The organism is Thermoactinomyces sp. CICC 10522 (assembly GCF_016055075.1).
GTDB classification, from domain to species: domain Bacteria; phylum Bacillota; class Bacilli; order Thermoactinomycetales; family Thermoactinomycetaceae; genus Thermoactinomyces_A; species Thermoactinomyces_A daqus.
In genome coordinates, this window is the sequence record NZ_JAECVY010000017.1 from 12892 (window position 1) to 36930 (window position 24039).

General features: G+C 46.0%; 29 protein-coding genes. 15 read left to right on the forward strand and 14 right to left on the reverse strand.

The features are described 5' to 3' along the window. Nucleotides 1–21: 21 nt before the first annotated feature. The 10 genes from I8U18_RS15315 to I8U18_RS15360 all read right to left on the reverse strand — a co-directional run bounded on the left by I8U18_RS15315 (nt 22) and on the right by I8U18_RS15360 (nt 4740). Nucleotides 22–771: an ABC transporter permease gene (locus I8U18_RS15315; protein WP_198064964.1), complete on the reverse strand. Its 750-nt coding sequence runs from the start codon at nt 769–771 to the stop codon at nt 22–24. A 28-nt stretch (nt 772–799) separates the two neighbouring features. Further along, complete coding sequence (locus tag I8U18_RS15320) at nt 800–1423, reverse strand: ABC transporter ATP-binding protein (protein WP_483316417.1); 624 nt, start codon at nt 1421–1423, stop codon at nt 800–802. Between the two features lie 152 nt (nt 1424–1575). Then, a complete protein-coding gene (locus I8U18_RS15325; RefSeq protein ID WP_198056254.1) occupies nt 1576–1860 on the reverse strand; it encodes a hypothetical protein in 285 nt (94 codons plus the stop codon). 34 nt (nt 1861–1894) lie between these two features. Next, on the reverse strand, nt 1895–2119 hold the full coding sequence (locus I8U18_RS15330) for a hypothetical protein (protein WP_198056253.1): 225 nt from the start codon (nt 2117–2119) through the stop codon (nt 1895–1897). 45 nt (nt 2120–2164) lie between these two features. Then, nucleotides 2165–2314 (reverse strand): hypothetical protein, encoded by a 150-nt coding sequence (locus tag I8U18_RS15335; RefSeq protein WP_198056252.1) that lies wholly within the window; start codon nt 2312–2314, stop codon nt 2165–2167. Between the two features lie 56 nt (nt 2315–2370). Continuing rightward, on the reverse strand, nt 2371–2523 hold the full coding sequence (locus I8U18_RS18290; protein WP_370589412.1) for an ATP-dependent DNA ligase: 153 nt from the start codon (nt 2521–2523) through the stop codon (nt 2371–2373). Between the two features lie 8 nt (nt 2524–2531). Beyond that, nucleotides 2532–2807, reverse strand: a complete 276-nt coding sequence (locus I8U18_RS15345; protein ID WP_198056251.1) for an ATP-dependent DNA ligase — start codon at nt 2805–2807, stop codon at nt 2532–2534. Between the two features lie 116 nt (nt 2808–2923). Beyond that, complete coding sequence (locus I8U18_RS15350) at nt 2924–3181, reverse strand: hypothetical protein (RefSeq protein ID WP_370589413.1); 258 nt, start codon at nt 3179–3181, stop codon at nt 2924–2926. Between the two features lie 120 nt (nt 3182–3301). Beyond that, nucleotides 3302–3718: an SRPBCC family protein gene (locus I8U18_RS15355; protein WP_198056250.1), complete on the reverse strand. Its 417-nt coding sequence runs from the start codon at nt 3716–3718 to the stop codon at nt 3302–3304. Between the two features lie 5 nt (nt 3719–3723). Then, nucleotides 3724–4740, reverse strand: coding sequence for an aldo/keto reductase (locus I8U18_RS15360; protein ID WP_198056249.1), 1017 nt, complete (start codon nt 4738–4740; stop codon nt 3724–3726). A gap of 1224 nt (nt 4741–5964) precedes the next feature. Between I8U18_RS15360 and I8U18_RS15365 the strand changes: the two genes are divergently transcribed. Next, a complete protein-coding gene (locus I8U18_RS15365) occupies nt 5965–6471 on the forward strand; it encodes a MerR family transcriptional regulator (protein WP_198059755.1) in 507 nt (168 codons plus the stop codon). A 302-nt stretch (nt 6472–6773) separates the two neighbouring features. Here the strand turns inward: I8U18_RS15365 and I8U18_RS15370 are convergent, their stop codons facing one another. Then, nucleotides 6774–7946 (reverse strand): MFS transporter, encoded by a 1173-nt coding sequence (locus tag I8U18_RS15370; RefSeq protein WP_232336415.1) that lies wholly within the window; start codon nt 7944–7946, stop codon nt 6774–6776. A gap of 155 nt (nt 7947–8101) precedes the next feature. Between I8U18_RS15370 and I8U18_RS15375 the strand changes: the two genes are divergently transcribed. The 7 genes from I8U18_RS15375 (at nt 8102) to asnB (ending at nt 15364) form a co-directional block, all read left to right on the forward strand. Further along, complete coding sequence (locus tag I8U18_RS15375; RefSeq protein WP_198064965.1) at nt 8102–8983, forward strand: LysR family transcriptional regulator; 882 nt, start codon at nt 8102–8104, stop codon at nt 8981–8983. Between the two features lie 290 nt (nt 8984–9273). Then, nucleotides 9274–9678, forward strand: a complete 405-nt coding sequence (locus I8U18_RS15380; protein WP_198064966.1) for a GntR family transcriptional regulator — start codon at nt 9274–9276, stop codon at nt 9676–9678. Further along, complete coding sequence (locus I8U18_RS15385; RefSeq protein ID WP_198059757.1) at nt 9675–10373, forward strand: ABC transporter ATP-binding protein; 699 nt, start codon at nt 9675–9677, stop codon at nt 10371–10373. Before I8U18_RS15380 ends, I8U18_RS15385 begins: the two co-directional genes overlap by 4 nt. 18 nt (nt 10374–10391) lie before the next feature. After that, nucleotides 10392–11189 (forward strand): ABC transporter permease, encoded by a 798-nt coding sequence (locus I8U18_RS15390; protein ID WP_198064967.1) that lies wholly within the window; start codon nt 10392–10394, stop codon nt 11187–11189. A gap of 24 nt (nt 11190–11213) precedes the next feature. Next, the gene (locus I8U18_RS15395) at nt 11214–12122 is read left to right on the forward strand and encodes an ABC transporter ATP-binding protein (protein WP_198064968.1); all 909 of its coding nucleotides are present in this window, start codon (nt 11214–11216) and stop codon (nt 12120–12122) included. A gap of 13 nt (nt 12123–12135) precedes the next feature. Next, complete coding sequence (locus I8U18_RS15400; RefSeq protein WP_198064969.1) at nt 12136–13284, forward strand: ABC transporter permease; 1149 nt, start codon at nt 12136–12138, stop codon at nt 13282–13284. Nucleotides 13285–13528: 244 nt separating this feature from the next. Next, complete coding sequence (gene asnB / locus I8U18_RS15405) at nt 13529–15364, forward strand: asparagine synthase (glutamine-hydrolyzing) (protein ID WP_198064970.1); 1836 nt, start codon at nt 13529–13531, stop codon at nt 15362–15364. Nucleotides 15365–15562: 198 nt separating this feature from the next. Here asnB and I8U18_RS15410 read toward each other — a convergent pair whose 3' ends face one another. Continuing rightward, entirely contained in the window at nt 15563–16120 is a 558-nt protein-coding gene (locus I8U18_RS15410) for a thioredoxin family protein (protein ID WP_198064971.1), read from the reverse strand. A 90-nt stretch (nt 16121–16210) separates the two neighbouring features. On the opposite strand from I8U18_RS15410, the gene I8U18_RS15415 reads away from it, so the two are divergent. The 4 genes from I8U18_RS15415 (at nt 16211) to I8U18_RS15430 (ending at nt 19694) form a co-directional block, all read left to right on the forward strand. Next, nucleotides 16211–17290 (forward strand): NAD(P)H-dependent flavin oxidoreductase, encoded by a 1080-nt coding sequence (locus tag I8U18_RS15415; protein WP_198056239.1) that lies wholly within the window; start codon nt 16211–16213, stop codon nt 17288–17290. A gap of 43 nt (nt 17291–17333) precedes the next feature. Continuing rightward, nucleotides 17334–18530, forward strand: a complete 1197-nt coding sequence (locus I8U18_RS15420) for an acyl-CoA dehydrogenase family protein (protein ID WP_370589268.1) — start codon at nt 17334–17336, stop codon at nt 18528–18530. 209 nt (nt 18531–18739) lie between these two features. Continuing rightward, complete coding sequence (locus tag I8U18_RS15425; protein ID WP_198064972.1) at nt 18740–19222, forward strand: thermonuclease family protein; 483 nt, start codon at nt 18740–18742, stop codon at nt 19220–19222. Between the two features lie 133 nt (nt 19223–19355). Next, the gene (locus tag I8U18_RS15430) at nt 19356–19694 is read left to right on the forward strand and encodes a YmaF family protein (RefSeq protein WP_198059762.1); all 339 of its coding nucleotides are present in this window, start codon (nt 19356–19358) and stop codon (nt 19692–19694) included. A 64-nt stretch (nt 19695–19758) separates the two neighbouring features. Here the strand turns inward: I8U18_RS15430 and I8U18_RS15435 are convergent, their stop codons facing one another. Continuing rightward, nucleotides 19759–20520: a MerR family transcriptional regulator gene (locus I8U18_RS15435; protein ID WP_198064973.1), complete on the reverse strand. Its 762-nt coding sequence runs from the start codon at nt 20518–20520 to the stop codon at nt 19759–19761. A 251-nt stretch (nt 20521–20771) separates the two neighbouring features. Here I8U18_RS15435 and I8U18_RS15440 point away from each other — a divergent pair, with 251 nt between their 5' ends. The 3 genes from I8U18_RS15440 to I8U18_RS18295 all read left to right on the forward strand — a co-directional run bounded on the left by I8U18_RS15440 (nt 20772) and on the right by I8U18_RS18295 (nt 23720). Then, nucleotides 20772–22286: a class I adenylate-forming enzyme family protein gene (locus I8U18_RS15440; protein ID WP_198056235.1), complete on the forward strand. Its 1515-nt coding sequence runs from the start codon at nt 20772–20774 to the stop codon at nt 22284–22286. Nucleotides 22287–22838: 552 nt separating this feature from the next. Next, nucleotides 22839–23447, forward strand: coding sequence for a transglutaminase domain-containing protein (locus tag I8U18_RS15445; protein ID WP_198056234.1), 609 nt, complete (start codon nt 22839–22841; stop codon nt 23445–23447). Nucleotides 23448–23504: 57 nt separating this feature from the next. Further along, the gene (locus tag I8U18_RS18295) at nt 23505–23720 is read left to right on the forward strand and encodes a DUF4158 domain-containing protein (protein ID WP_370589271.1); all 216 of its coding nucleotides are present in this window, start codon (nt 23505–23507) and stop codon (nt 23718–23720) included. 107 nt (nt 23721–23827) lie between these two features. Here I8U18_RS18295 and I8U18_RS17845 read toward each other — a convergent pair. Beyond that, nucleotides 23828–24039 (reverse strand): hypothetical protein (locus I8U18_RS17845; protein WP_232336417.1); only part of this gene is annotated, 212 nt, incomplete at its 5' end.

Below are 24039 nucleotides of genomic sequence, written 5' to 3' on the forward strand. Positions count from 1 at the left end.
ACAGAAGTCCTCCTTTAACCGTTAGTTGAATTCCTTTTGGTAAAAATGTACCACCCCGATGGCCAACCATATCGCTCCAAACAGAACCGAAAGCAGTAAACTGCTCCCATCCAATGCAGACGTTGTTTTTTCCATGAATAATGCCTGATAAGAAGTTGGTTCAGCGGGTAAAAAAGTGGACCAAAATCCCCACGGAGTCCACCATCCCCAGTTTTTAAAAACGGGCGCTAAAATGATAGCAGCGATGCCGATTGCAATAGGTGTCGTCTGGTTTCGACTGACCATCGATATCCACAATTGAAAAGATATATATGGTATTGCAAGCATGAAAGGAGAATAAACACGGAAAATAAGTTGATTTATGGTAACAAGGTGTTCGATATCCCAAAATAGACAGATGAAGTAAACGCCCAGCACGAACAAGATCCCCATTACCAAAGTGAAGATCAGAGCCCAAAAAAATTTAGCCAGATACACTTTCCATTTCGCTAAAGGCATGACAAATATTTGTTTCCATGTGTTTGATAATTGTTCCATGCTTACCAAATAAGAAGTGAAGATCGGAACGGTGAAGGCGATTACCTGCCAGAGAAAACGGCTAACCAGTGTGAAAATCAATCCCCATCCTTGCTCTGGGGTATGATTTGTTTGCAAGTAAAATCGAAGCGCCAATCCTAAAAGGGTACAAAAGGCAAAGGGGACAATACCGATAAGCCATACCATCCAACTGCGTCGGAATTTAATGAATTCGACACCGATCATCGAACTCATGATGAAATCTCTCCATCTTGTACCATTTTCAAAAATATTTGCTCGAGAGAAGTATCTTCTTCCTGAATTTGATAAATCGTAAAGTGATTCTTTGCATCTGAGCAACAGTTTCTTGTGAAGGTGAGTCAACATAAATAAACAGGTGATCTCGAGAGATGGAGTAATGGTTTTGTCGAAGTAATGACTCGGCTTCTTCTGGACGGTCTGTCTTGATAATGAGGCGCTGTTTATTTTTATTTTTGAGTTCAGTATTCGACCCTTGAAACAGCTGATGACCATGGTGGATAATGCCCACGCTGGTCGCCATTTGTTCCACTTCACTCAATAAGTGGCTAGATACCAAAATGGTGACCTTAAATTTTTGGGGAAGCTCTTTGATTAAGTTCCGAATCTCATGGATTCCTTCTGGATCTAAGCCGTTGGTTGGCTCATCTAATATCAAAAATTCGGGCTGATTTAAAAGAGCGGTAGCAATCCCCAAACGTTGCTTCATCCCCAGCGAATATTTGTTTACTTTTTTGTGTTTGTCCTTTTCCAAACGAACCATTTTTAGCACTTCGTTGATTCGAGACTGAGAAACATTGAGCATTCTGCGTGCAATATCGATGTTTTCGTATCCAGTAAGATGTCCGTAATAACTTGGTTTCTCCACTAAACATCCGATTCGCCTTAAATTGAAATCCGGTCTTTGTGAAACTCTCTCCCGAATATTCTAACTGTTCCTTTCGTAGGACGAGTGAGTCCATGTGACTCCTCCTCAATGAAATGAAGGATGGTAAAGCGGTGAGTCCTTCTTGGAACGACTCAATATTTTTTCCGCAACCAAAGGAGTGAAAGGTTGCCTATCAATAATGAACCCATGAGAGAGAGCGTAATGACATTTTTGTATATTGTAATTGAAAAATTCAAATAAGAATCCAAGACAATAATGGCTGTGAGGGCTGCCGCAAGGATGGTTAACGTTATTCTGTAAGATTCGTTGAAAATCAGCAGACCACGTTCATCTTTCCCCTCATTACGATATATGATCATTTTTAAAATAAACGCAATCACAAAGATGATAGGCACCACTTTGGTGAGTAAATCCATCTGTACCATCTCCTTTTATACATATTAACGAAAATTAAAATTTAACTGCAGCTTCGTGTTCAATCCCAATAGCAATATATTTTTTACATTTTAACAACCACTTTTGTATAGTGATAATTTTCTCATTTTTAGGAAAACCAGACTCTGCGCTGATTGGAACGCCGAGAAGTCCCTTTTGTCGGGTCGGCTCTTTTTTTTGCAAAAAACAGGGGTCTAAAAGCCTTTTGTGAGCAAAGGAAAAATCTTCCGACGGCAGCATGATGACCACTTTCAAACAAGAACGACTGAAACACCGGTAACCGAATCATCCCCCGTTTCGTCCATCCGGTCGCACCCGCCTGCTTTCCTCGATTCCGATCAGCCAGCCAAACCCGCCTTTTCTTAGCCCGGTCAACCGGACATCATGATAATGATAGTGGATCACTTTCAGCCAATCATGTGATCGCTTGCCCACTTAATAGATGGAATCTGTCTTCTCCATAACGATTCCTTCGAGTCCCTGCTCACTGATCAGGTCAAAGACGCCTTTCCTTGCTCTCCAGGTAACCACCGCACCAGGGCAAGATGGTCTTGATCACTGATATGTTCCTCTAACAATGCTTTTCGCTCCATGAGTGGCAGCCGCGTCAAGTCCTCTCCCTTTAACCACAGAAGATCGAACACACAGTATTCTACTGGGTACGAATCGACATCGAATCCGTCTTTCGTGGATTCGTCTTGAACTGTTTCATGACTGCTTCAAAGTCCGAATGGCCCTTTTCATCGGTAATAATCAACTCACCGTTGAGTATGGTATCTGTCGGAAGATGAAGCCTGGACAATTCGGAAAATCGATTAAAGCAAGGGGTTCCATGTCGGGTCCAGCACTGAAGTTGGCCATCGGCGTTGGACAGAATCAAACGAATTCCATCCAATTTCAATTCACAAATATGGGAATCATCGCTCATGGCGTTGTTTTCTTTGTGTAATAGCATTGGTTTGATCATTGTAAGCCATCAATATCTAACAGCGCGTACCAAATCCCGTTTTTGAATAGATTCGGCAATTTCCGAGTAAGATGCGTTTATTCGTACGAAATTTCGTACAATGCGTTCCGCACTGACAATTGAAACGGAGTACCGTATAAATCAACTGGCATCGTAAAGGTCATGCGCTGACTCCGGAAATACTCTGCCAATTCGACCGCATAAGGTTGTAATTTTTCATCATCTTGCATCAAAACGCTGTTCGGAAAAGGGAGCATCGACCGATTTTGCTGGTTTCGTAAGGAAATCAGAGTGTTGTTGGTGCAGTAGCTCAGGATGAATATCAGGCGTGTCATCCCTGAGTTTTCTGTATAAACACGAAATGACTTGAGTTGCTTCGCATGCAATCTCAAGTCATTTCGTATCAGCTATTTATGGGATCGGGACAATTAAACGACGACAAACTTTAATCCGATTCAATCCAGAAATGCTCCTCGCAATGCCTCCAGGCCATCCTTATAGATCCCATGGAATAGATTTATGGCCTCTTCGTCACTAACCCCTACAGGTGTGAAGCTGCCAGACCACTCTACCAGCGAGGTTTTGCTGTCAGGAAGCTCACGAACGCGGATCGTGGATTCATAATCAGTGACTGGAAATGGTGCTTCCATAATCGAGTAGGTGTAATAGCGCTCCTTGTCGTTAAACGCAACCAGACGCTCCACAATCACATCGCCATCGGGATTAACCAGCCGACGTACGCGTCCGCCTTGGCTTAGTTCGCTTTTCGGTATATAAGGTAGCCAGTCTGGCAATGAGTTAAAACCTCCGATCAATTGCCATACTTGGTCAGGCGAAGCTGGAATTTCAATCGTTGCAGTTGTGTGTGCCATATTGATTACTCCTTTTTGAAATCGATTGGCAGTGGTGCGTCATGCGCCACCAGTTTCTGTTCACGCATTTCATGCCAAAATGCGTCTGGAATAATTTCGTTCAATGCAGCTTTGTCTTCTGCGATCCGCTCAGGACGGCTAGCACCGGGGATGACGGCAGCAACTGCCGGATTGGCCAGCACAAATTGCAGGGCGGCAGCCTTGACGCTGATTTGGTGGCGCTGTGCAATGCTTTTGATTCGCTCAACTTTCGAAATGATTTCCGGCGATGCCTTCTGATACTCGAAGTGGGCACCTCCAGCCAGGACGCCTGAGCTGTATGGGCCACCGATAATAATGTCGACATTGTTTTTTGCGGCGGCGGGCATCAATCGTTGCAGTGCGCGCTCGTGATCCAACAATGTGTAACGGCCGGCCAGCAAGCATGCGTCCGGATTCGCTTCCTCCAGTTCCAGAGTAATTTCGATCGGCTCAACGCGGTTCACTCCGAGCCCCCAAGACTTAATTACTCCTTCTTCACGCAAACGTGTCAGCACACGGAATGCTCCTTTTCGGGCGGTTTCAAATTGTGAAAGCCACTCGTCGCCGTGGAAATCCTGCGCTACATCATGAACATAGACAATATCCAGACGATCGGTTTTCAAACGTTTCAGGCTCTGTTCGATCGAGCGCAGGGTGGCGTCTGCACTGTAGTCGTTGACGATCTTATTCTTGCGGCCGAATTCGAACAGCCCCCCTTTCTCGCCCAAGTCACGCGAGGATGGGTCTTCCAGTTCGTCCAGAATCAAGCGGCCCACTTTTGTACTCAACACATAGTCATCGCGACGCCGTTTCGACAGTGCTTCACCAAGACGGATCTCGGCCAGACCGGCGCCATAGAATGGAGCGGTGTCAAAGTAACGAATGCCATGCTCCCAGGCGGCATCTATAGTTGCCATTGCTTCTTCTTCCGGGATGTTACGGTACATATTGCCCAGTGGAGCAGTACCAAGCCCAAGTTTCCCCTTTAGCATGCTTCTCATATTTATAAATCCCTCCAAACAATCCCAGTTAGAGAATGTACTGGTTATTTGTTCTGTAATCATTATGAAATATATTAAATAACAATAAAAGTACGCACATTTAAGTAACAAAGGAACCAAAAAGTAATAAAGGAACCAAAAAGTAATAAAACATGAAAGAATCGTGATCTTTGTTCCTCATATACGACCTAAATGAAAACATCGCCAATCAAATTTTGGCTATTTGTAATCGAAAATTGAACTGTTTGGAGGAACCTATAAATAAAATGATGTCGCCAACCATTTTTTAGGAAGATGGCTGCAAAATCGTCAGATGCTCCTTCCACCTCTATAAGTGGGGAGGCCGCAACATATTAGAGACGAACAATAATCCTGGCAGAAAAGAAATCAGAGGCCTATTTTTTGGGCCTCATTTTTACGTTACACAATCAATTTATGGATCAGATATATAGACGGAGATATGCAAAAAAGAGTCCTTAAGTTCTTTATGTGAGTGGGAAAGGATTGTCCTTATTTTTGAAATCCCGGCCTTACATAGATTGGAGTCGGCTTTCCGCCTACCAGTACATCAGGCGGGAAACGGAATGGAATCGCAAATCATCAGCATAATTCTTACCGCTATTATACATTCTTGCTTTGAAAAAATGGTTAGAGAAGAATATGAAAAAGGATTCCAGGGCTGTTTTCACCTTCATTTTACAGGATAAGGGAAAAACGCTTAAACAGGCGACTAGGGGCCTCTATGGCCGATTCGCCTTACCAGGGAATTAGTCTCCCCTGGAAAAACAGGCGGCTTCTAGGTCGAAAATAGAAGGTCGTTTTTTCTTATCGTCGTTTTCGCTGAAAGGGGTAGAGGTAGCGAACGACGATTTTGCCGCCGTCTCTCCTGTTTCTTGGGATGGACGGAGAACACCGTCGGATGGCAAGTACACAAGATCTATTCGGCACGAGGGAAGACGCCCGAAGAAAAAGACTAGTGGATTGTTTCGTATTTGTCCTCCCACCGAGAGAAAAAACCTGTATTATCTCAAGCCCAAAGGAATGGCATATGTGCCAAAGCGCTGAATCAGCCGAAAAAGAAGAAGTGGGTACATTATGAAGGATTGCTGAACATTTATACACGGTTAATCGTTAAACAGGGGTATTGACGGTAACCCTATTTTCTTAAAGCATATTGCTTTTGTTTTTGGTTTGTATTAATTTTGTTTAATGGGGTGAGTAAAAGTGGATATCCATATCCGAATCGATGGTGAAATTGTTGATTTATTGGCTTTATCGGATGAAGAATATGCATTTTACCAAAAGTGTTTGCTGGCTTTCCGGCAGAACATTCCATATGATGAATATCTGAAAATCATCCAGGAGCAAGACAGTATTCTTTTAAAAAATACTCCAATAAAAAAAGCCTATCAAAAACCATTGGGGAAAGCTGTGCTCGATCTCGGGGATCGCTTGGCTATTCAGCAAGGATTAAAGCAACCACCCGCAGAATATGTTAATAACGATCCATGTCAAGAGGAAGAATATATTAGCGCCAGCGAGGCTGCCAGGATCAAAGGGATGAAACAACCTTCCATTGTTGCGGCATGCCAAAAAGGAAAAATCGCTGCGCATAAAGGATCGAATGGTCGTTGGCATATTAGCGTAAGATCACTTCAAAGGTATGAGGTGAACAAAACGCGACAAGCCAACCGTTTGGGAAAGACCATAAATAAATCATCCCATGAATAATTGGGGTGATTTATTTTGATCTTTCTGATCGGATTTTACTGGTGACGGCACGCCGTTGTATTTGGTGAGATCAGCGAGAAAATAAATCAACCGACTCCTTAACGCATCGGGAGTCGGTTGATTTTATGTTAAGAGTACAATCTTCTTTTTAAGCTCCCGTTTTCGTTGTTAGATACGGGGGGCTAAGAAAGTTCGAAAATAAGATCAACTAATCCATTATATAAACTTGTTTGCTTAACAAACCAAACCTGACCATCAAAACAAAGCCACCCAAGTGATCACTTCCCGAAACATCACTCCATCTAATTTGAAAACTTCCCTTGGTGCCAAGAACTCCAAAGCCAACATGCGCTTACAGATAAAAGGATGGCCAGGATTATCCATGCAAACTGATAAGAACCCTGCCAATCAACCAGCAGTCCAAAAACAAGCGGAGCTGTGATGATCGCAATCTGATTCAGCGTCAGTGCATAACTCACTGTCAGACCAATCGCATATCGGCTGGATTTTTCCGCTATTTCCACGATAAATAAGCTGTACCAACCAATCCCGAAAAAGCCCAGCCAGGCGCAAAGGATGAATAATGCCCAGACAGGTGAATCATGAGGTAAAACAACCAAAGCCAACAATCCGATTACCGATGAACATATGGACAACATCAACGGGCGAATGCGATCTCCTGTCCAAAGCTTGTCACTTAGCCAGGCCAGCAGGATGCGGCCAACCATTCCTGACAATAAGCAAACGGACAGCATTTGCCCGGCAGACACGAGCGTGATTTGTTTCATTGTACTTTTTAGGAAAATCATCAAGTGGGCGACCAGGACGATTTGCAGGGAGACAAGGATAAAACCGGAAAACAGCAGCGGATACAACTGCTTTTGTCGGCATAACTTCTTTATTTCGCCCCAGAAACGGTAATTTTCGATGGATTTTTTGTTGGATGCAAATGGTTCACGGTAGAAAAAAAGGAAGGCCAGACCACCAGCAATTGCAAAAATCGCTTGCATTCCGACTGCAACCGGCCAATCATAGCGGCTGCTGAGCACAGGAATAACCCAACCGGCCAGGGCCCCGCCAATCGGGATGCCAGATTGGCGGATTCCCATGGCAAACCCTCTTTCAGTCGAATCGAACCATTTGATGACAACTTTGCTGCCGCCGGGCTGCGCTGTTCCGTAATGGATGCCGACCAAAAACAAAAGGCAGAGCAAAGTTCCGTAACTGTTCAGAAAGGAAGCAAATCCAACAGTGAGCCCGAGCAGCACCGAACCGATTCCGGTAATCCATCGTTCTCCATACTGGTCCAACGCGCGGCCGATCAACAGCATTGACAAGAGTGGTCCAATATTGACAACGGAAACAAGCAAACCTGCCTGTGTTTGCGACAGAGAAAATTTGAGTTGCCAAATGGCGGCTAAAGGCCCGACACCATAAGTGACAAAGGTGGCGGATGCCTGGGCCCAGGTAGCCAAACCTAAAACAACCCAACGATAATTCTTTTGTTTAACAGTCTGATTGCAAATAAAGATCCCTCCTTTTTATTTGAAGTCTAAATTAATTCTGATATCATGTAAAATAATGAATTTAGATATCGTGAATCAATATTTTTGATAGTGAGGTGAAGGCGGTGGATTTTCGTGACCTGCAATTTTTTCAGGCCGTGGCACGTCATAAGAGTGTAACGAAGGCAGCCGAAGAACTTAACTACGTGCAATCCAACGTTACCACCCGTATCACCCGGCTGGAGAGGGAGTTGAAGACGTCGTTGTTTTATCGTAACGGGAAAGGAATGACCTTAACCCCCAGCGGAAGAATTTTGATTCATTATGCAGACCGGATTTTGCAATTGATGAACGAGGCAAGAAATGCTTTTCTTGCACCACAAGGTCCGTTGAAACTGGGTTCCACCGAATCAACGGCAGCCGTTTATCTTCCATCATTGTTAAAGGCGTATCACCAAAGCTATCCGGATGTGGATCTATCGTTGACAACGGGTTACTCGGAACAATTGATCGAACAGGTTCTTCATTATGAGTTGGATGGCGCTTTTGTTGTCGGTCCCGTAAATCATGCAGACTTAAGGTCTTCGGTCTTTGTGGAAGAGGAATTGGTATTGATCACGGCTCCTCATCATGAACAAATCCGGTCTGCCGGCGACCTTCAAGACCAGACCATTTTGGTATATAACGCAGGTTGCTGCTATCGGGCAAAACTGGAGGAATGGCTGAGAGCAGAGGGAATCCGTCCGGTCAAGCGGATGGAATTCAGTACATTGGACGGACTGTTGGGCTGTGTCAAAGCCGGCCTTGGCGTCGCTTTGGTCGCTCATTCATTCGCACGGGAAGATCGCAGCGGGCAAATCAAACTGCATTCCATGCCTGATGCTTACAAACATGCGACCACGTTTTTTATCCGGCGAAACGATATGCAACCAACACCTGCTTTAACACACTTTATGGAACTGATTGATGCTTTCGCGGATGAAAAAAGAAGAGTTACAGAAGATTAACAATGTATACGGCATGGAATACATTGTTTTTGGTTAGCGGACAATGGTATGACACCTGGGGGGCATGGGCACGGTCGCAGGGATTCCGCTTGGATTGATCGCTGCCAAACATTAATAGCAAATGGAAGAATGAAAAAGACTATCTCGAAAGAAGAGGTAGTCTTTTTCTTCGCTTTGTCCCCCTGTTTCAGGGATTCGCAAAAAAAGGGCAAAAATAATACTTGTGTTAAGTGTATTAAGTGATATAATACACTTAAGAAAGCTGATGCTTCTGAAACGGAGGGGGGCCTATGGAAGAAAGGCAGGTTGGCTCTTTCCGCTTTCAACTGGATTTAAGCCAACCGATCTATGAGCAAATCCTGCAGCAAATTCGAAGTCTCATCGCCAAGGGAAAGGTCAACCCCGGTGAGAAAATTCCTTCAGTTCGAGAAATGGCAAAGGCTCTGAGGGTAAATCCGAACACGGTTATGCGCGCTTATCAGGAACTGGAACGAGACGGACTGACAGAAAAGCATCGCGGACAAGGAACTTTTATTACCACCTCAAGCGAGCAGATCGCCCGGTTTCGGAGAGAACTGATGGAACAATATATTGAAGAATTTTTTGCGCAAATGGAAAGCCTCGGGTTTACGTGGACTGAACTGGAGTCTGCCATTTATGAACGATACAAAAAGCAAAAAGGAGGAGACACATGACTGCAGTTGCGGTTCAATGCGAACGGTTGACGAAGAGATACGGAAAAGATACAGCTCTCAAGGAATGCTCCTTGTCGATTGCTTCCAATCAGGTAACCGGAATCCTGGGGCCGAACGGGTCGGGTAAGTCCACGCTGTTTCGGATCATTGCCGGACTGGTTTGTCCGGATGAAGGTCAAATAGAGGTTTTGGGTCAATCTCCCGGTTGGAAGATGAACCATCAACTCGCCTATCTGCCGGACAGGGCACGGTGGTATCCGGAACATACCGCCTCCGATGCCTTTGAATGGGGACGGCAAGTGCTCCCCGGATTTCGGATCGATCAGGCAAAGAAGTTGGCTGAATGGATGGAGATCGACCATGGAAAACGGGTGAAAGAAATGTCACGTGGTCAAGAAGCACGACTGATGCTCGTTCTTTGTCTCGCCCGCGAGGTTCCGTTGGTAGTCCTGGATGAACCATTTGCCGGAATTGACGTTATCTCCCGTGAGCAGATTGTCGAGGCTCTCATCGAGCATCTCAGCAACAGGGAGCAGACCATACTGATCAGCACCCATGAGTTGTATGAGGTGGAGGGACTGTTTGATTACGCGGTTTTTTTAAAAAACGGGCAAACGGTACTGGCCGATGAAGCGGATGAGCTGCGAAGAAAATATGGAACCATGCACGATATCTTCAGGAAACTGTACCGGTAACAAAAGGAGGGATACATGTTGCCAAAAGGGAGTTTATTTTGGTTTCTCGTCAGACATGAATATCGAATCGGATCGGCAATCAGACGTGGGAAGAATGAGGAGGACCAACGTCGCCGGCGAAATCAGTGGGTGATTTTCTTGCCGTTGATGATGCTGGTCTGGATTGTCCTTACGACATATTCCGCCATGCACGGAAAATTCAATATGGAAAATGCCTGGTTTTATACGATGGGCCTTCCATGGGCAATGTTTCCGGTCGGAGCAGGGGCGATTAAAAATGAGTGGCGCAACAAAACGGAAGGCTGGTGGCTCTCTCTGCCCTATTCCCGTTTTAAATTGATCGCTGCCAAATTCGTTGCGGCATGGCTTAAAGTGTTGATAATGTTGGCAGGAACCTATCTGCTTGCTTTTCTTTATGCCGTTTATATGGCATTCATCATCGGGCACTTTCACTTTCATTTTCAATCAGTTGCTGTATTTATGATGACCGGGATGGCATGGTACAGTCTTTTGCTCAGCTTAAGTCCCTTGCTTGTCTCACTTGGCATTTTAAGGGGAGTCCTTCGGTATACCAATCTCCGGACACTCCATTTCACGATGACCGTCCTCACCGTTTTTGCCGCCATTTTATTCTATTATGCCATCGGAACGTTTTTTGGAAACAGCAACATCTATTTAATGTTTACCGGGCTTGGCACGTTTGATCTGTCTCCATATTTTTTTGCAGCAGCAGTGATTATCCTGATCGCGATCTTTTCTTCCTACTTTGTTCTTCGCTGCTCTGCCTCAATTTTGGAGAGAAAACTTGATATATAGAGAAGCTGAATGGAGAGGGATACGATGATTCAAATTGCGCATCTGAAGAAGAGATATGGGAATAAGCAAGCGTTGGACGGGATCAGCTTATCGATCCCGTCAGGAATTTGTTTTGGCTTAATCGGCCCCAATGGTGCGGGAAAATCAACTTTGATGAAGATTCTCTGTGGTGTTCTGGAAGAATATGAAGGCGAAGTCAGCATGAATGGCATTGACATTCGTGAACGAAAAGCAGAATTAAAAAGGAAAATCGGCTATGTTCCCCAGGATATCGTATTGCACGAGACATTGACCGCCCGGGACAATCTGATGTTTTTCGGATCAATGTACAGGATGAAGGGAAATGAACTGCGACAGCGGGTCGACGAAGTTCTCCGGCTCGTCGGATTGGCTGAGCGGGGAAATGATCCAGTAAAATCATTCTCCGGCGGGATGAAACGCCGGATTAATATCGGGTGCGCTTTAATGCACAATCCGGACTTCATCATCATGGATGAACCGACCGTCGGGGTTGACCCGCAATCGCGGAACTATATTTTTGAGATGATTTATGCGTTGAAAGAGGATAAAAAGACTATTCTTTATTCCAGCCATTACATGGAGGAAGTAGAAGCGATCTGTGAGGAAATCGCGTTGGTGGATAACGGGAAAGTGCTGGAGAGCGGCGACATTGCCGGTTTAATCGACAAATATTCCACTGCCGGCGTTTATCTTGAAGCAGACGAGGTGTCCGCGGAATCGCTGCAAAACTTCGGCGAAGTTCTGGCTAAAAAGGATGGCTGGCTCATTTGCTCCGAAGATCCATTGGGCGTGATGAATCAACTCGCTCTTTGGTTAAAACAGCAGGAGATATCAGTGGGCCGTCTTGAGCTTTCCAAAATGACATTGGAAGATATATTCCTGTCCTTGACGGGAAAAAGTTTGCGGGATTAGGAGTGACAAGAACATGGTCAAAGCCTTAATCAAAAAAGAAATCAAGCGTATGTTGAAGGACAGGGGTACCTTTGTGTGGATCTTCATTATACCGATTGTGTTTATCGTGATCTTTGCTACCATCTTTAATAATCAAAACTATACCTTTAAAGTTTATTATCAGGATCTGGATCACTCAACGATGTCCGGAGCTTTTGTCAAAGCGATGGAAAACGTGAAAGGGTTTAAGCTGTTCAAGGAAACCGACAAGCAAAAAGCGATCAAAGATATCCGAAACGGCGATATCTCCACTTTCATCGTTATTCCGAAAGGGTTTGAAGAAAAGATCAAAGCCGGAAAACAAACTCAGATTGATTTTTATTATGCCGGCAGCCAGGATGCCCAACAAGAGGTGGAGCCGGTAAAAACCGTGGTCAACTCGGTCGTCCAATCCTATAAAGATAACAAAATAAAATCGTATGTCATCCAAACCACAAATGGAAACAAAAATCTGGAACAGGCGATTCTTACTCCGCCCGTCACCATCGATGCCAAGGAGCAACTGGTGAAAAAGGTGAATGCGGTCACCCAGTTTGTTCCTGGTTATACGGTGATGTTCGCGTTTTACACAATAATCAGCCTGGCGCGAACGCTGATGCGCGAACGCGAAGGCGGGATGCTTTCACGCCTGTTAAGCACGCCGATGAATCGCCTTCAGTATCTCATCGGGATCTGGATTCCCAATTTTCTGCTTGTTTGTGTGCAGATCCTGGTCCTGTTCACTTTTGGCCACTTGGTGTACGGATTGGAAATCGGAAATGCACCGGCGCTGATCGTACTCTCCTTGTCTCTGGCGTTAACCACAACGGCCATCGGATTATTGATCACCTTCCTGTTTAAAAATGAACAAATGGTGATGGCCTGTACGCAGATTCTCGCTTTGGCTGGAGCTGCATTGGGAGGGCTGTGGTTCCCGATCAATCTCTTGCCCGGTTTTCTTCAGAAAGCTGCAAAGGTGTTTCCGCAGTATTGGGCGCAAAAAGGATACCTGGATATTTTGCTTCATGGCGGTCAACTGGCGGAGATCGGCTGGTCCGTCGGCATCCTTCTCACCATTGCCGTCATAGGCTTGTGCGGAGCAATGCTGAGTTATAAAAATTTCCTTAAAGGTGCCACGCATTAAGGCGGAAACAAGTGATGGATTGAGGGGGTCAGATGATCCCCTCATTTTTTAGTAAAAACGACTGAAAGAGATCGAACAATGCCACCCAATACTGGAAGAAACAGTTTTAGCTCAGGCGGAAATTTCCGTTTGCGTAATATTTGTAAAACTAATTTAATTTGGATGTAAAAGAATTTTAATTTTCTTTTGTTTAAATTTAATTGAAACGTTATTTTTTCAAGCCATAAAAGAGGAGAGAGATCCCATGTGCGGAATCGTCGGTTGGATTGACTGGAAAAGGGATTTGAGCAGTGAGAGGGCCACGATAGAAGCGATGACAAAAACACTTTACTGGCGCGGTCCGGATCAGCAAGCGGTATGGGTTTCTCCCACAGCTGCCATCGGTCACCGCCGTCTCATTGTGATCGACCCGGATGGCGGGGTTCAACCGATGGTATACGAGGAATCGCGGGGACGGGTGGTTCTCGCCTATAATGGGGAAATTTATAATTTTCAAGAGTTGCGTCAAGAATTACAGTCTCTTGGCCATCGGTTTAAGACTCGTTCCGATACGGAAGTGGTATTGCGGGGCTATCTGCAATGGGGAGAGGAATTACCCAAAAAATTAAACGGGATTTTTGCCTTTGCTGTCTGGGATGAAAGAAACAGAGAACTGTTATTGGTCAGAGACCATCTCGGAGTCAAACCGCTTTTTTATGCTCAAATCGGGGAGTCCGTTTTTTTCGCTTCGGAAATGAAAGCACTTTTCGCGCATCCTGATATAAATCCGGAAGTGGATGCAGAAGGGTTGGCAGAACTCTTTGTAATGGGAGTGAGAACACCGGGACACGCGGTATATCGCGGGATCAAAGAAGTATTGCCCGGCCAGTTGATTCGTTTTACACAGCGGGGGAAACAGGAGAGCATTTATTGGGAGCTGCAAAGCAAACCGCATACCGATGATTTGAAAACAACCTATCTCCATATTCGCGAATTGCTGAGAGATACTGTGAAACGGCAGTTGGTGGCCGATATGCCGGTAGTTTCCCTGTTGTCCGGCGGGCTCGATTCCAGCGGGATCGCGGCCATTGCCGCCGAAGAATACCGGAAACAGGGAAAAGAGCCGCTGCGGACGTTTTCGGTTGATTTTGTGAACAGCGAACGGGATTTCAAGGAAAACCTGATGCATCGCAGTTTGGATACGCCTTGGGTAAAAAGGGTTTCCGAACATGCCAAAACGGATCATCAACTGGTCATTTTCAATGATGAAGATCTGATCCAACATTTAAGCATCAGTTACCGTGCCCGCGATTTGCCGGGATCGGGAAATATGGATACATCCCTCTATTTGCTGTTTAAAGAGATGAAGAAATCTGCAACTGTCGCCCTTTCCGGGGAATCTGCCGATGAAGTGTTCGGGGGATATATCTGGTTTCACATGAAGGAAATGGTGGAAGCGGATACATTCCCCTGGGCGGCTGTTATCTCGCATCAAGATGAGCCTTTCTCTTATTTATCCGAAGAGATGAAAAAGGCGATCCGTCCCGAGGAGTACATCAGGACACGGTATTTGGAAGCGCTGCAAAAGGTTCCGCGGCTGGACGGGGAGGAAAAAGAGGAGGCGCGGATGCGCGAAGTTCTTTACTTGAACCAGAAATATTTTCTCCTGATGCTGCTGGAACGAAAAGACCGCATGAGTATGGCAACCGGTCTGGAAGTGCGGGTGCCGTTCTGTGATTATCGGTTGGTCGAATATGTGTGGAACATTCCATGGAAAATGAAATGTGTGGATGAGATTGAAAAAGGCATTTTGCGTCGCGCCTTTGCAGATGTACTCCCGCATGATGTTCTGTATCGGCGGAAAAGCCCGTATCCTTCCACGTACAGTCCCACTTATCTGCAATTGATCCGCGACCGCCTGAGCGCCATTTTAAATGATGCCCATTCTCCCCTTCTTCCGCTTGTCTCCACTTCGAAATTACGTGATTTTCTGAAAGGGATTCAGGGGCAGGAAGTTTCCTTTCAACTTCTCAGCTTTATTGAACGCTTGATCCAGATCGATTCCTGGTTGCGCGAATATAAAGTAAAGGTTGTGCTTTAATCAAAGACGAGGCTTGGCGGGATATGAGGAGCCAAGCCTCTTTTCTCTGATTTTTCCCGGTCCGCTTGAATAAGATTTAGGATTTCACCTTCCGATAGCCTTTGTAAAAATAATATGTATTATTGTACTATTGCTATAGGGGAAAGAGACAGACCGTAACAAAAAAGACGTCTCCGCGGGGGAAACGTCTTTTGCGCACTATTCCTTCCATTTGATATTGCAACCGAGACTCGGCTTCTGTTTTACAGTGACCGGTTCATTGTTCAGAATTTGATCCAGAGCGCCGCGAATCGATTCGCCTGTGACCGGGATTTCATTGCCCGGGCGGGAGTCATCCAGTTGTCCGCGGTACACGCATTTCAAATTCTTGTCAAAGATATAGAAGTCCGGAGTGCATGCAGCTTGGTATGCTTTGGCGACTTCCTGTGTTTCATCAAAGAGATAGGGAAACGGATACTTGAATTCTTCGGCCACTTCCTTCATCTTTTCCGGAGAGTCGTCGGGATATTTTACCGCATCGTTGGAATTGATCGCAATAAAGGAGATCCCTTTGGGGATATAGTCGTTAGCCAAACGAACCAGTTCTGGTTGCACATGCTTGACAAACGGGCAATGATTGCAAATAAACATGATCACTGTGGCAATATCCGATTTTTGTTCAGTCAATGAAACGTTTTTGCCTGAGATGACATCAGGCAGGGAAAACAAGGGGGCGTCGGCGCCGAGGGGAAACATATTGGACTCCGTACGGGCCATAATCAAACTCCTTTCTTTTTGCATTATTATACCAAAAGGACGAGCGTTCCTTAACCCCTGACAATTCTTAATGGAGCGGAGGAAGATGGTATGTGGGCGGATACAGAACTGAGTAAAATGCTGAAGATTGACTATCCGATTATTCAGGCGCCGATGGCAGGCGGACCGACAACTCCCGAGTTGGTGGCCGCTGTTTCCAACGCGGGCGGGTTGGGCTCTCTCGGAGCAGGATATCTAACACCAAAGCAGATACGAGAAGCAATTCGGGATATTAGAAATCGAACCAACCGACCTTTTGCGGTCAACTTGTTCATACCCGGGCCGGTCGAAGTGAACCCGGAGCAAATTTCCCGCGTGAATCAATATCTAGCTCCCTACCGGGAACAGCGGGGGATGGAGCCGGAACCGAAAGTGAAGACGTTTGCGGAATCGTTCGAGGAACAAGTGAACATCGTTTTGGAAGAGGAAGTGCCGGTATTCAGTTTCACTTTTGGTCTCCTTTCCAAGAAACTGATCAGGATGATGAAAGAGAAAGGAATCATTCTCATCGGAACAGCGACCACGGTTCGGGAAGCGGTGCAATTACGGGAAAGCGGAGTGGATGCCATTGTGGCCCAGGGAAGTGAGGCCGGCGGTCACCGGGGAACCTTTGCCGGTTCGTACCGGCAGGCGCTGATCGGAACCATGGCATTGGTGCCGCAAATCGTTGATCAGGTTGACATTCCCGTCATCGCGGCCGGGGGAATTGCTGATAGCCGGGGCATTGTTGCCAGTTTGGCTTTGGGGGCGGCCGGGGTGCAGCTGGGTACCGCATTTTTGCCCTGTGTGGAAAGCGGGGCCCACGTTCAGCATAAGAAGATGATTTTAAACAGCACCGAAGAAAGCACAGTGGTAACCCGGTCTTTGACGGGAAAAGCCGCTCGCGGGATCAGGAATACGATGGTGGAAGTAATGGAGAAGCTGGATGAACAGGACATTCCCGATTATCCGGTTCTCAACGGTTTGACACGGGATTTGCGACAGGAAGCGGCACGGCAAAACAACCCCGAATGGATGTCTTTATGGGCCGGGCAGGCAACGCGCCTTTGTTCTTCTGTAACCGCCGGCGAATTGATGGAAAAGCTTGTTTCCGGGGTGACAACGATTTTAAGGCAGCTAAAGGATGAATGACAGGGACAAACCCGATTTCAACAGAAAGGAAGAGGGGATCTCAATGCTGAATTTTGCCCTTACAGAAGAGCAGGAAGCCGTCCGGAAGTTAGTACGCTCATTTGTTGACAGGGAAATCAACCCCTTTATTCGGGAATGGGATGCCAAAGGGCATTTTGAAACCTCTGTAATCGAGCGGTTGGCCGAATTGTCATTAATGGGGGTTTGCATTCCCGAAAAGTACGGCGGAGCGGGCATGGATTATAACACATTGGCGATTGTTTGTGATGAGCTGGAACGGGGGGACACCGCTTTCCGCACCGCCGTATCGGTTCACACGGGACTGAACAGCATGACGATTCTCCAATGGGGAACCGAGTTGCAAAAACAAAAGTATTTGGTGCCGCAAGCGCGAGGGGAGAAGATTGGCGCTTTCGGTCTAACAGAACCCAATGCCGGATCAGATGTTGCCGCCATGGTGACCACGGCAAAGCGGGCGGGAGACGAATATATCCTGAACGGACAGAAGACATGGATTTCGCTTTGTGATATCGCCGATCATTTTCTTATCTTCGCCAAAACCGATCCCGACAAGAAACATCGGGGAATCAGCTGCTTTATCGTTGAACGAACGTTCCCCGGCGTGACGACCCGCGCGATCAAAGGGAAATTGGGGATTCGGGCCGGCAATACCGGCGAAGTGTTTTTGGAGGAGGTTCGGGTGCCGGTGGAAAATCGGCTGGGCGAAGAGGGAGAAGGGTTTAAAATCGCCATGTCAGCTTTGGACAATGGCCGTTTCACGGTGGCTGCCGGAGCATGCGGCCTGATTAACGCCTGTTTGGAGGCGAGCATCAAGTATTGCCATGAACGGAAAACCTTTGGCAAGGAAATCGGCAAACACCAATTGGTCCAGCAAATGATTGCCAAAATGTCCGCCAATCTGGAAATATCCCGCTTGCTCGTCTACCGGGCCGGCTGGTTAAAAAATCAGGGGAAGCGCAACACGCGGGAAACCTCATTGGCCAAGTGGATTGCTTGTGATGCTGCCTTTGAAGCGGCCAACGATGCCGTGCAAATCCACGGGGCATACGGTTATTCCAATGAATATCCGGTGGAGCGCTACTTGCGCAATGCAAAAGCTCCTGTCATTTATGAAGGAACACGGGAGATTCACACCCTGATGCAAGGAGAATATGCGCTCGGGTATCGTGTGGACAAGCCTTTGCGCAAGATGCTTCCCCCTTGGCCATTTAACGAATAAGAACAAAAAGACAGCTTCCCGCCGCCGTTTACGAACTGTACCACCCGGAAAGCGTGTAAATACGGAAGATGCGAGAAAAGAAGAACAGCCCGATTCACCCGAAAAAACTAAACACACTTCGATTCCAATTTTATAAATAGGAAAAAAATTATGCTATAATAAAAAAATAAGGGAAGTGGACAACCATAAACACAGAGGAGATGAATGGTGTGCCACTTATAAAGGGCAGAAAACCGGTGAGAGTGATTCGGGTTGTTGATGGAGACACAATAAAGGTAAAAATAGACGGAAGAGTGGAACGGGTGCGCTTCTTGTATGTCGATACCCCGGAGTTGAACGCTGTCAATCTGCTGGAGCATTTCAAAGCGTTGGAAGCTAAAAGGTATATTGTCAGCCAGTTGAAGAAGGCGAAACAGGTCTACATCGAACAAGGAAAGCTTAACCGCGACCAATACGGACGTCTGCTGGCGCATGTTTATGTCGATGACCAGCATTTGCAAAAATTGCTTTTGCGAAAAGGTTTGGCCAAGTGTATCTTCCCCAAAAAAGCGCGGGGCATCAAAGAAGAGATCAAGGTTTTGGATGAATTTAAACGAATCGAAGAGAAAGCCAAACAAGAGAATCGGGGAATATGGCAATACGAACAAGCTGGTGGCACGATGATCAACCGCGTCCGCAAAATCCGAAATTGATTTGCATCCTACGTCCTTTGGTGATGTAGGATTTTTTATTTTGCTTTGCAGCCGTGGCCGGCATCTCATAAAGGTAGATAATCCGGCATATCAATCAAAAAAAAGAAAGGTCTGAGGAACAGGGGTGAGTCGAATGGACAGAGTGGGAAAAAGCGATTTTGTCAGCGGTTTTGTTCCCAATCACAACCACGGTTCGGTTGATTATACGTCCGTTGATGCCGGTCATGTTCATCAATGTTTGGATGTTTCCTCCCCGCCAATTCCGACAAAGGACGGGAGCCACATTCACTATACGGAAGGTTATGTTGTCTTTGAAAGTGGTCACACGCATTATTACAAGGCTTATTCCGGACCGGCCATCCCGGTGGGAAATGGTATGCATGTTCATTATTATGATTTTTATACATCGGAGGATGCCGGACATCGGCACCGGGTCAGGGGAGTGGATCAACCGGCTCCGGGAACCAAATAGCACGCCTTTGCGTTTAAAAGAAAAAGCTCCTGGATTTCCGCCAGGAACTTTTTTGTGCACTCTGTCATTTCCTCATCCCGGTAAAGATGAGAATCGCGTCTCTTAAAAATTCGGTCATGCCAGGCTGCTTTTCATAGTATGCCTTGAAGCGCTCATCATCCACATACATTTGGGCAAGGCCGGCGTGTGCTTCCCTGCTGTAATCGCTCCAGTGGAACGTCAGCCAACGTTTATGCAGCGCCGCCGTTTTTTGTGCAAGTTCGCCAGCCGGATCACCAGTGGCAAATGCCTTGGCCAGCGTCGACTGAATTTCCTCTTCCAGCCGGGTCATCGCTTCAAATTCTTCTCTGGTCATGTTTTTCAGTTTTTCATTGGAGCGATCCACGGCTTCATCGCCGTATTTGGCACGAATTTCTTCACCATATTTGGCTTCGTTCTCGTCAATCATCTGCTGTTTCAAACCTTCAAATTTCTCCTGATCAGTCATGATGATTCTCCCTTCCATGGAGGCAATGGTTTTTTCCACATTGACAATCAGCATATCCAACCGCTTTCTTTTGTCAAGCAGTTGCCGTCGGTGTGCCCGCAATGCTTCCAGTCCGTCATAGTCAGGGGAAGTGACGATCTCTTTGATTACCTCAAGACGGACTCCCAACTCTTTGTAGAATAGGATTTGCTGCAAGCGGTCAACTTCCGCATGACCGTAGATCCTGTAACTTGAGGAGTTGTATCTGGCCGGCTTCAGAATTCCGATCTCATCATAATACCGAAGCGTTCTGGCACTGATTCCTGCCAGACAGGCCAGTTTCTGTACCGTGTATTCCATGTGTTCACCCCCTGTGCTATTACTGTACACCTTTCCGTTTGCGTAAAGGTCAATCCTTTTTTTCTTCAATAAAATTGACCATATAAATAAAAAAATCTAAAATGAAAAAGGATAGTTTATCTTGGCTCTGGTGATTGCGATCTCGTGGACTTCAATTAACCGGAATATAATCGGTAAGGGTTTCTTTCTAAAATCATATACAATATCAAAAGCTCTGCAGTGGAGAAAGCGTTGTCCAAAAGGAGGATTTTATGCGTACAATTACAGACATCATGAATTATCGGGTTCATTTTACTCCGGGATTAGAAGCGCTGGTGGATCGCGGGAAACGATATACTTACCAGGAGTACAATCACAGAGTCAATCAAATGGCCCATTATTTGTTGGAATTAAAGGTGAAAAAGGGAGATCGCATCGCTATCCTGTGTAAGAACAATTATTTGTTTCCGGTTATTGTTCTTGCTACGATGAAATTGGGGGCAATTGCCGTTCCGTTGAATTGGCGACTGAATCCCAATGAGCTGGAATACATCTTAAGGGATAGTAAACCTGCAGTCGTCTTTTATGACAAGGAATTCTCTTTCTTGCTTTCCGAAGCCAAAAAACCAGATCTCCAGTTTACGGAGATCCGAGCAGAATCCGGCATAGATGGCCTTCTTTCTCTCGAAACCCTATTACATAACCGTCCTGTTGACGAACCTGATGTTGTGCTCCACGAAGATGATCCGGCAACCATTATTTATACTTCCGGCACTACCGGCAATCCAAAGGGCGTGGTCACCAGCCACAAAAGCTGGATTTTCAGTGTGATTGCCACTGCAAATGCATTGGAATGGCGTTTTCGCGACCGCTATCTCGCAGCTGCCCCGCTGTTTCATGTTAGCGGAATCATCATTACATTGGGCGCGATTTATCAAGGGATGACTATTGTCTTTATGGAAGATTTCGACCCTTCAAAAATATGGGAATTAATCGAGGCGGAGAGAATCGCCACCATGTTCGCCGTTCCGACGATGTTCATCTATATGCTGCCTGAACTGATGAGGAGCCAGAAAGAGATTACTTCCCTGCGAAACTTTATCGTGGGGGGATCGCCGGTTCCGAGAAAACTGATTGAACAATACGATCTTTACGGATATGAGATCACACAAGTCTACGGGTGCACGGAATGTACAGGCCTGTTTTCCGTCTGGCATCCCCATATGGGCATGGAAAAATGCATCTCATCCGGGAAGACCATTTTGGGAGGTGAACTCAAGATTATAAATCCCGAAACCGGTCAAGAAGTGCCCACTGGTGAAGTAGGAGAAATTTTGATCAGAGGGCCGCAGCTTTTCATGGGATACTGGAATAACCCGGAAGCTACGAGAAAAGCACTGAGGGATGGATGGTTCTGTACCGGAGATGCGGGAAAAGTTGATGAAGATGGCTTCTTATACGTTTTGGATCGATACAAGGATATGATCATCTGCGGAGGAACCAATATTTATCCTGCCCAGGTCGAAGGTGTGATCAAAGAGCTGGACGATGTTCTGGAAGTGGCTCTGATCGGGATTCCTCATGCAGTTTGGGGAGAAATTCCACGGGCATATATCGTCAAAAAACCCGGCTCCAATTTGACGGAAGCAGACGTGTTATATCACTGCCACCAAAAATTGGCCAATTATAAAGTATCGGAAGTGGTATTTATCGATTCACTTCCAAAAAACAACGTAGGAAAAGTGTTAAAGCGGGTATTAAGAGAGCAAGCGATCAAGCAAGGATGAAAATGTCTCACCCCCTCTCATTGCAAACGGGAGGGGGTTTTTTATTCCCGATTTCCGCAAACAATTTTTATAAAGCGCTTGACCCTTACCTTGGAGGAGGGATTAATGTATTAATCGAGGAGGAGAAATATGTTGTATACCGGGGGAAGTCCGAGATACGTGTAAAATATATAGTTACAAATGGGGAAAGTTAGAAAAAGCCGATTCCTGGTAAAGGAACGGCTTTATTTCATATTGGCCAATTATTTATAGATATCACTTGCTCTAGTACTCTTTGACTACCTTATAAAATGAGTTCTTTTTCAGCCCGAGTAACCGCATGAATTCAACGGCTGTAATCTATTTGTTTTTCCATCTCGAATAGTGAGAGGCTAATAACTGGCGTTGCTCAAGGGACAGCGTCTGTAAATTGAACTTGGGTCTCCCTAAATGTTTACCTTGAGCTTTTGCAAGCGAAACATAAGAATAGTTTTTTATTAAAGGGACTTTTTAGAATGATTATCGAAAAAAGTACTATCAAATCAGATGAATCTGATTCGAGAGGGTGAGGGAATGAAAAGCTCTGAACAACGTTTGGATTTTTGTTTGCAACCTGTGGGAGAAGTGTCCCAGGCGTTTCAGTTTTTGGGTGTACAGACGTTCCAGGAAGCCTCCTGTTATTTGCAGACGTTGCCGTACGGGCGGAATGCAGACCGGGTGGATGCGCGATCAGTCTTGCGCGAGGGGAAAGGGACATGTAGTACGAAGCACGCGCTGTTGGCCATGTTGGCGGAGGAAAACAACATTCCCGTCCGGTTGATGGTCGGCATTTATTTGATGAATAAGGCCAACACACCCGATGTTGGCGAGGTGTTAAAGAGATACGGCTTTGCGGTATTTGGATTTCACGCGTCTGACTGGTCAAACGGATGGGATCACCTTTCATTCCTGGCGGAAAAAGAGATTACACCCGAAGGAATTGGGGAGGAAAAGATACGGTTTCATCAAGATTATTTGAAACACTGGGTGACATCCTCAGGCGTGCCCATCAAGGACTGGAGAAAAGTGTGGGAGATACGTGAAGCGTGCATCGCCGCATTGACACACAATCGGAATGAACCTCCACCCTATCATCAAGCTAGGGGTAGATGTAGTGAACAAATAAACTTGACTACAGCATGAGGGGGGATTGACCTTGGCATCTATTGAGCGTACTGCATCTCCCCGGCACAAGCGTTCATACACCGAAAAGAGTTGGAACGGGTATACAAACCTTCGGGCGAAGAAGTTCGGTTTGTATACGAATTAACACGGGGCCCTAAATCCTTGCTAAGCGCAATGATTTTATTGAAGACTTCGCAACGGTTGGGCTATTTTCCTAAACTCGAAGAAGTGCCTGCTCAGATTGTCGATTATATCCGTGACCGAATGAAACTACCTCTTCTTTTGCTTTGATGGTGAAAGAAAAAACCTCTCCCTCACATTGGAGCGAGAATCCATCGATAGGAGGAGCGAGTCGAAACATGGCTCGATTCAGAAATACGGGAGTCGGAACTTCTTCGTCAGTTTTGACAGCTCAAACGCTTATATTTTGATGGACCAAAGCCAGTAGCTCCAACCCCATAATCATTTTCGGTACTTTTTTCAGCCTGATTTCCACCTATTTCCGAAATGGTGTCAACGCCGGGATTAAATTGACCCACTTCAGCCGGTTTAAAATTGACCCACCCCGGTGCCTCATTTAGCCTTTGAAGGTTCCCCGTAAACTCCACTC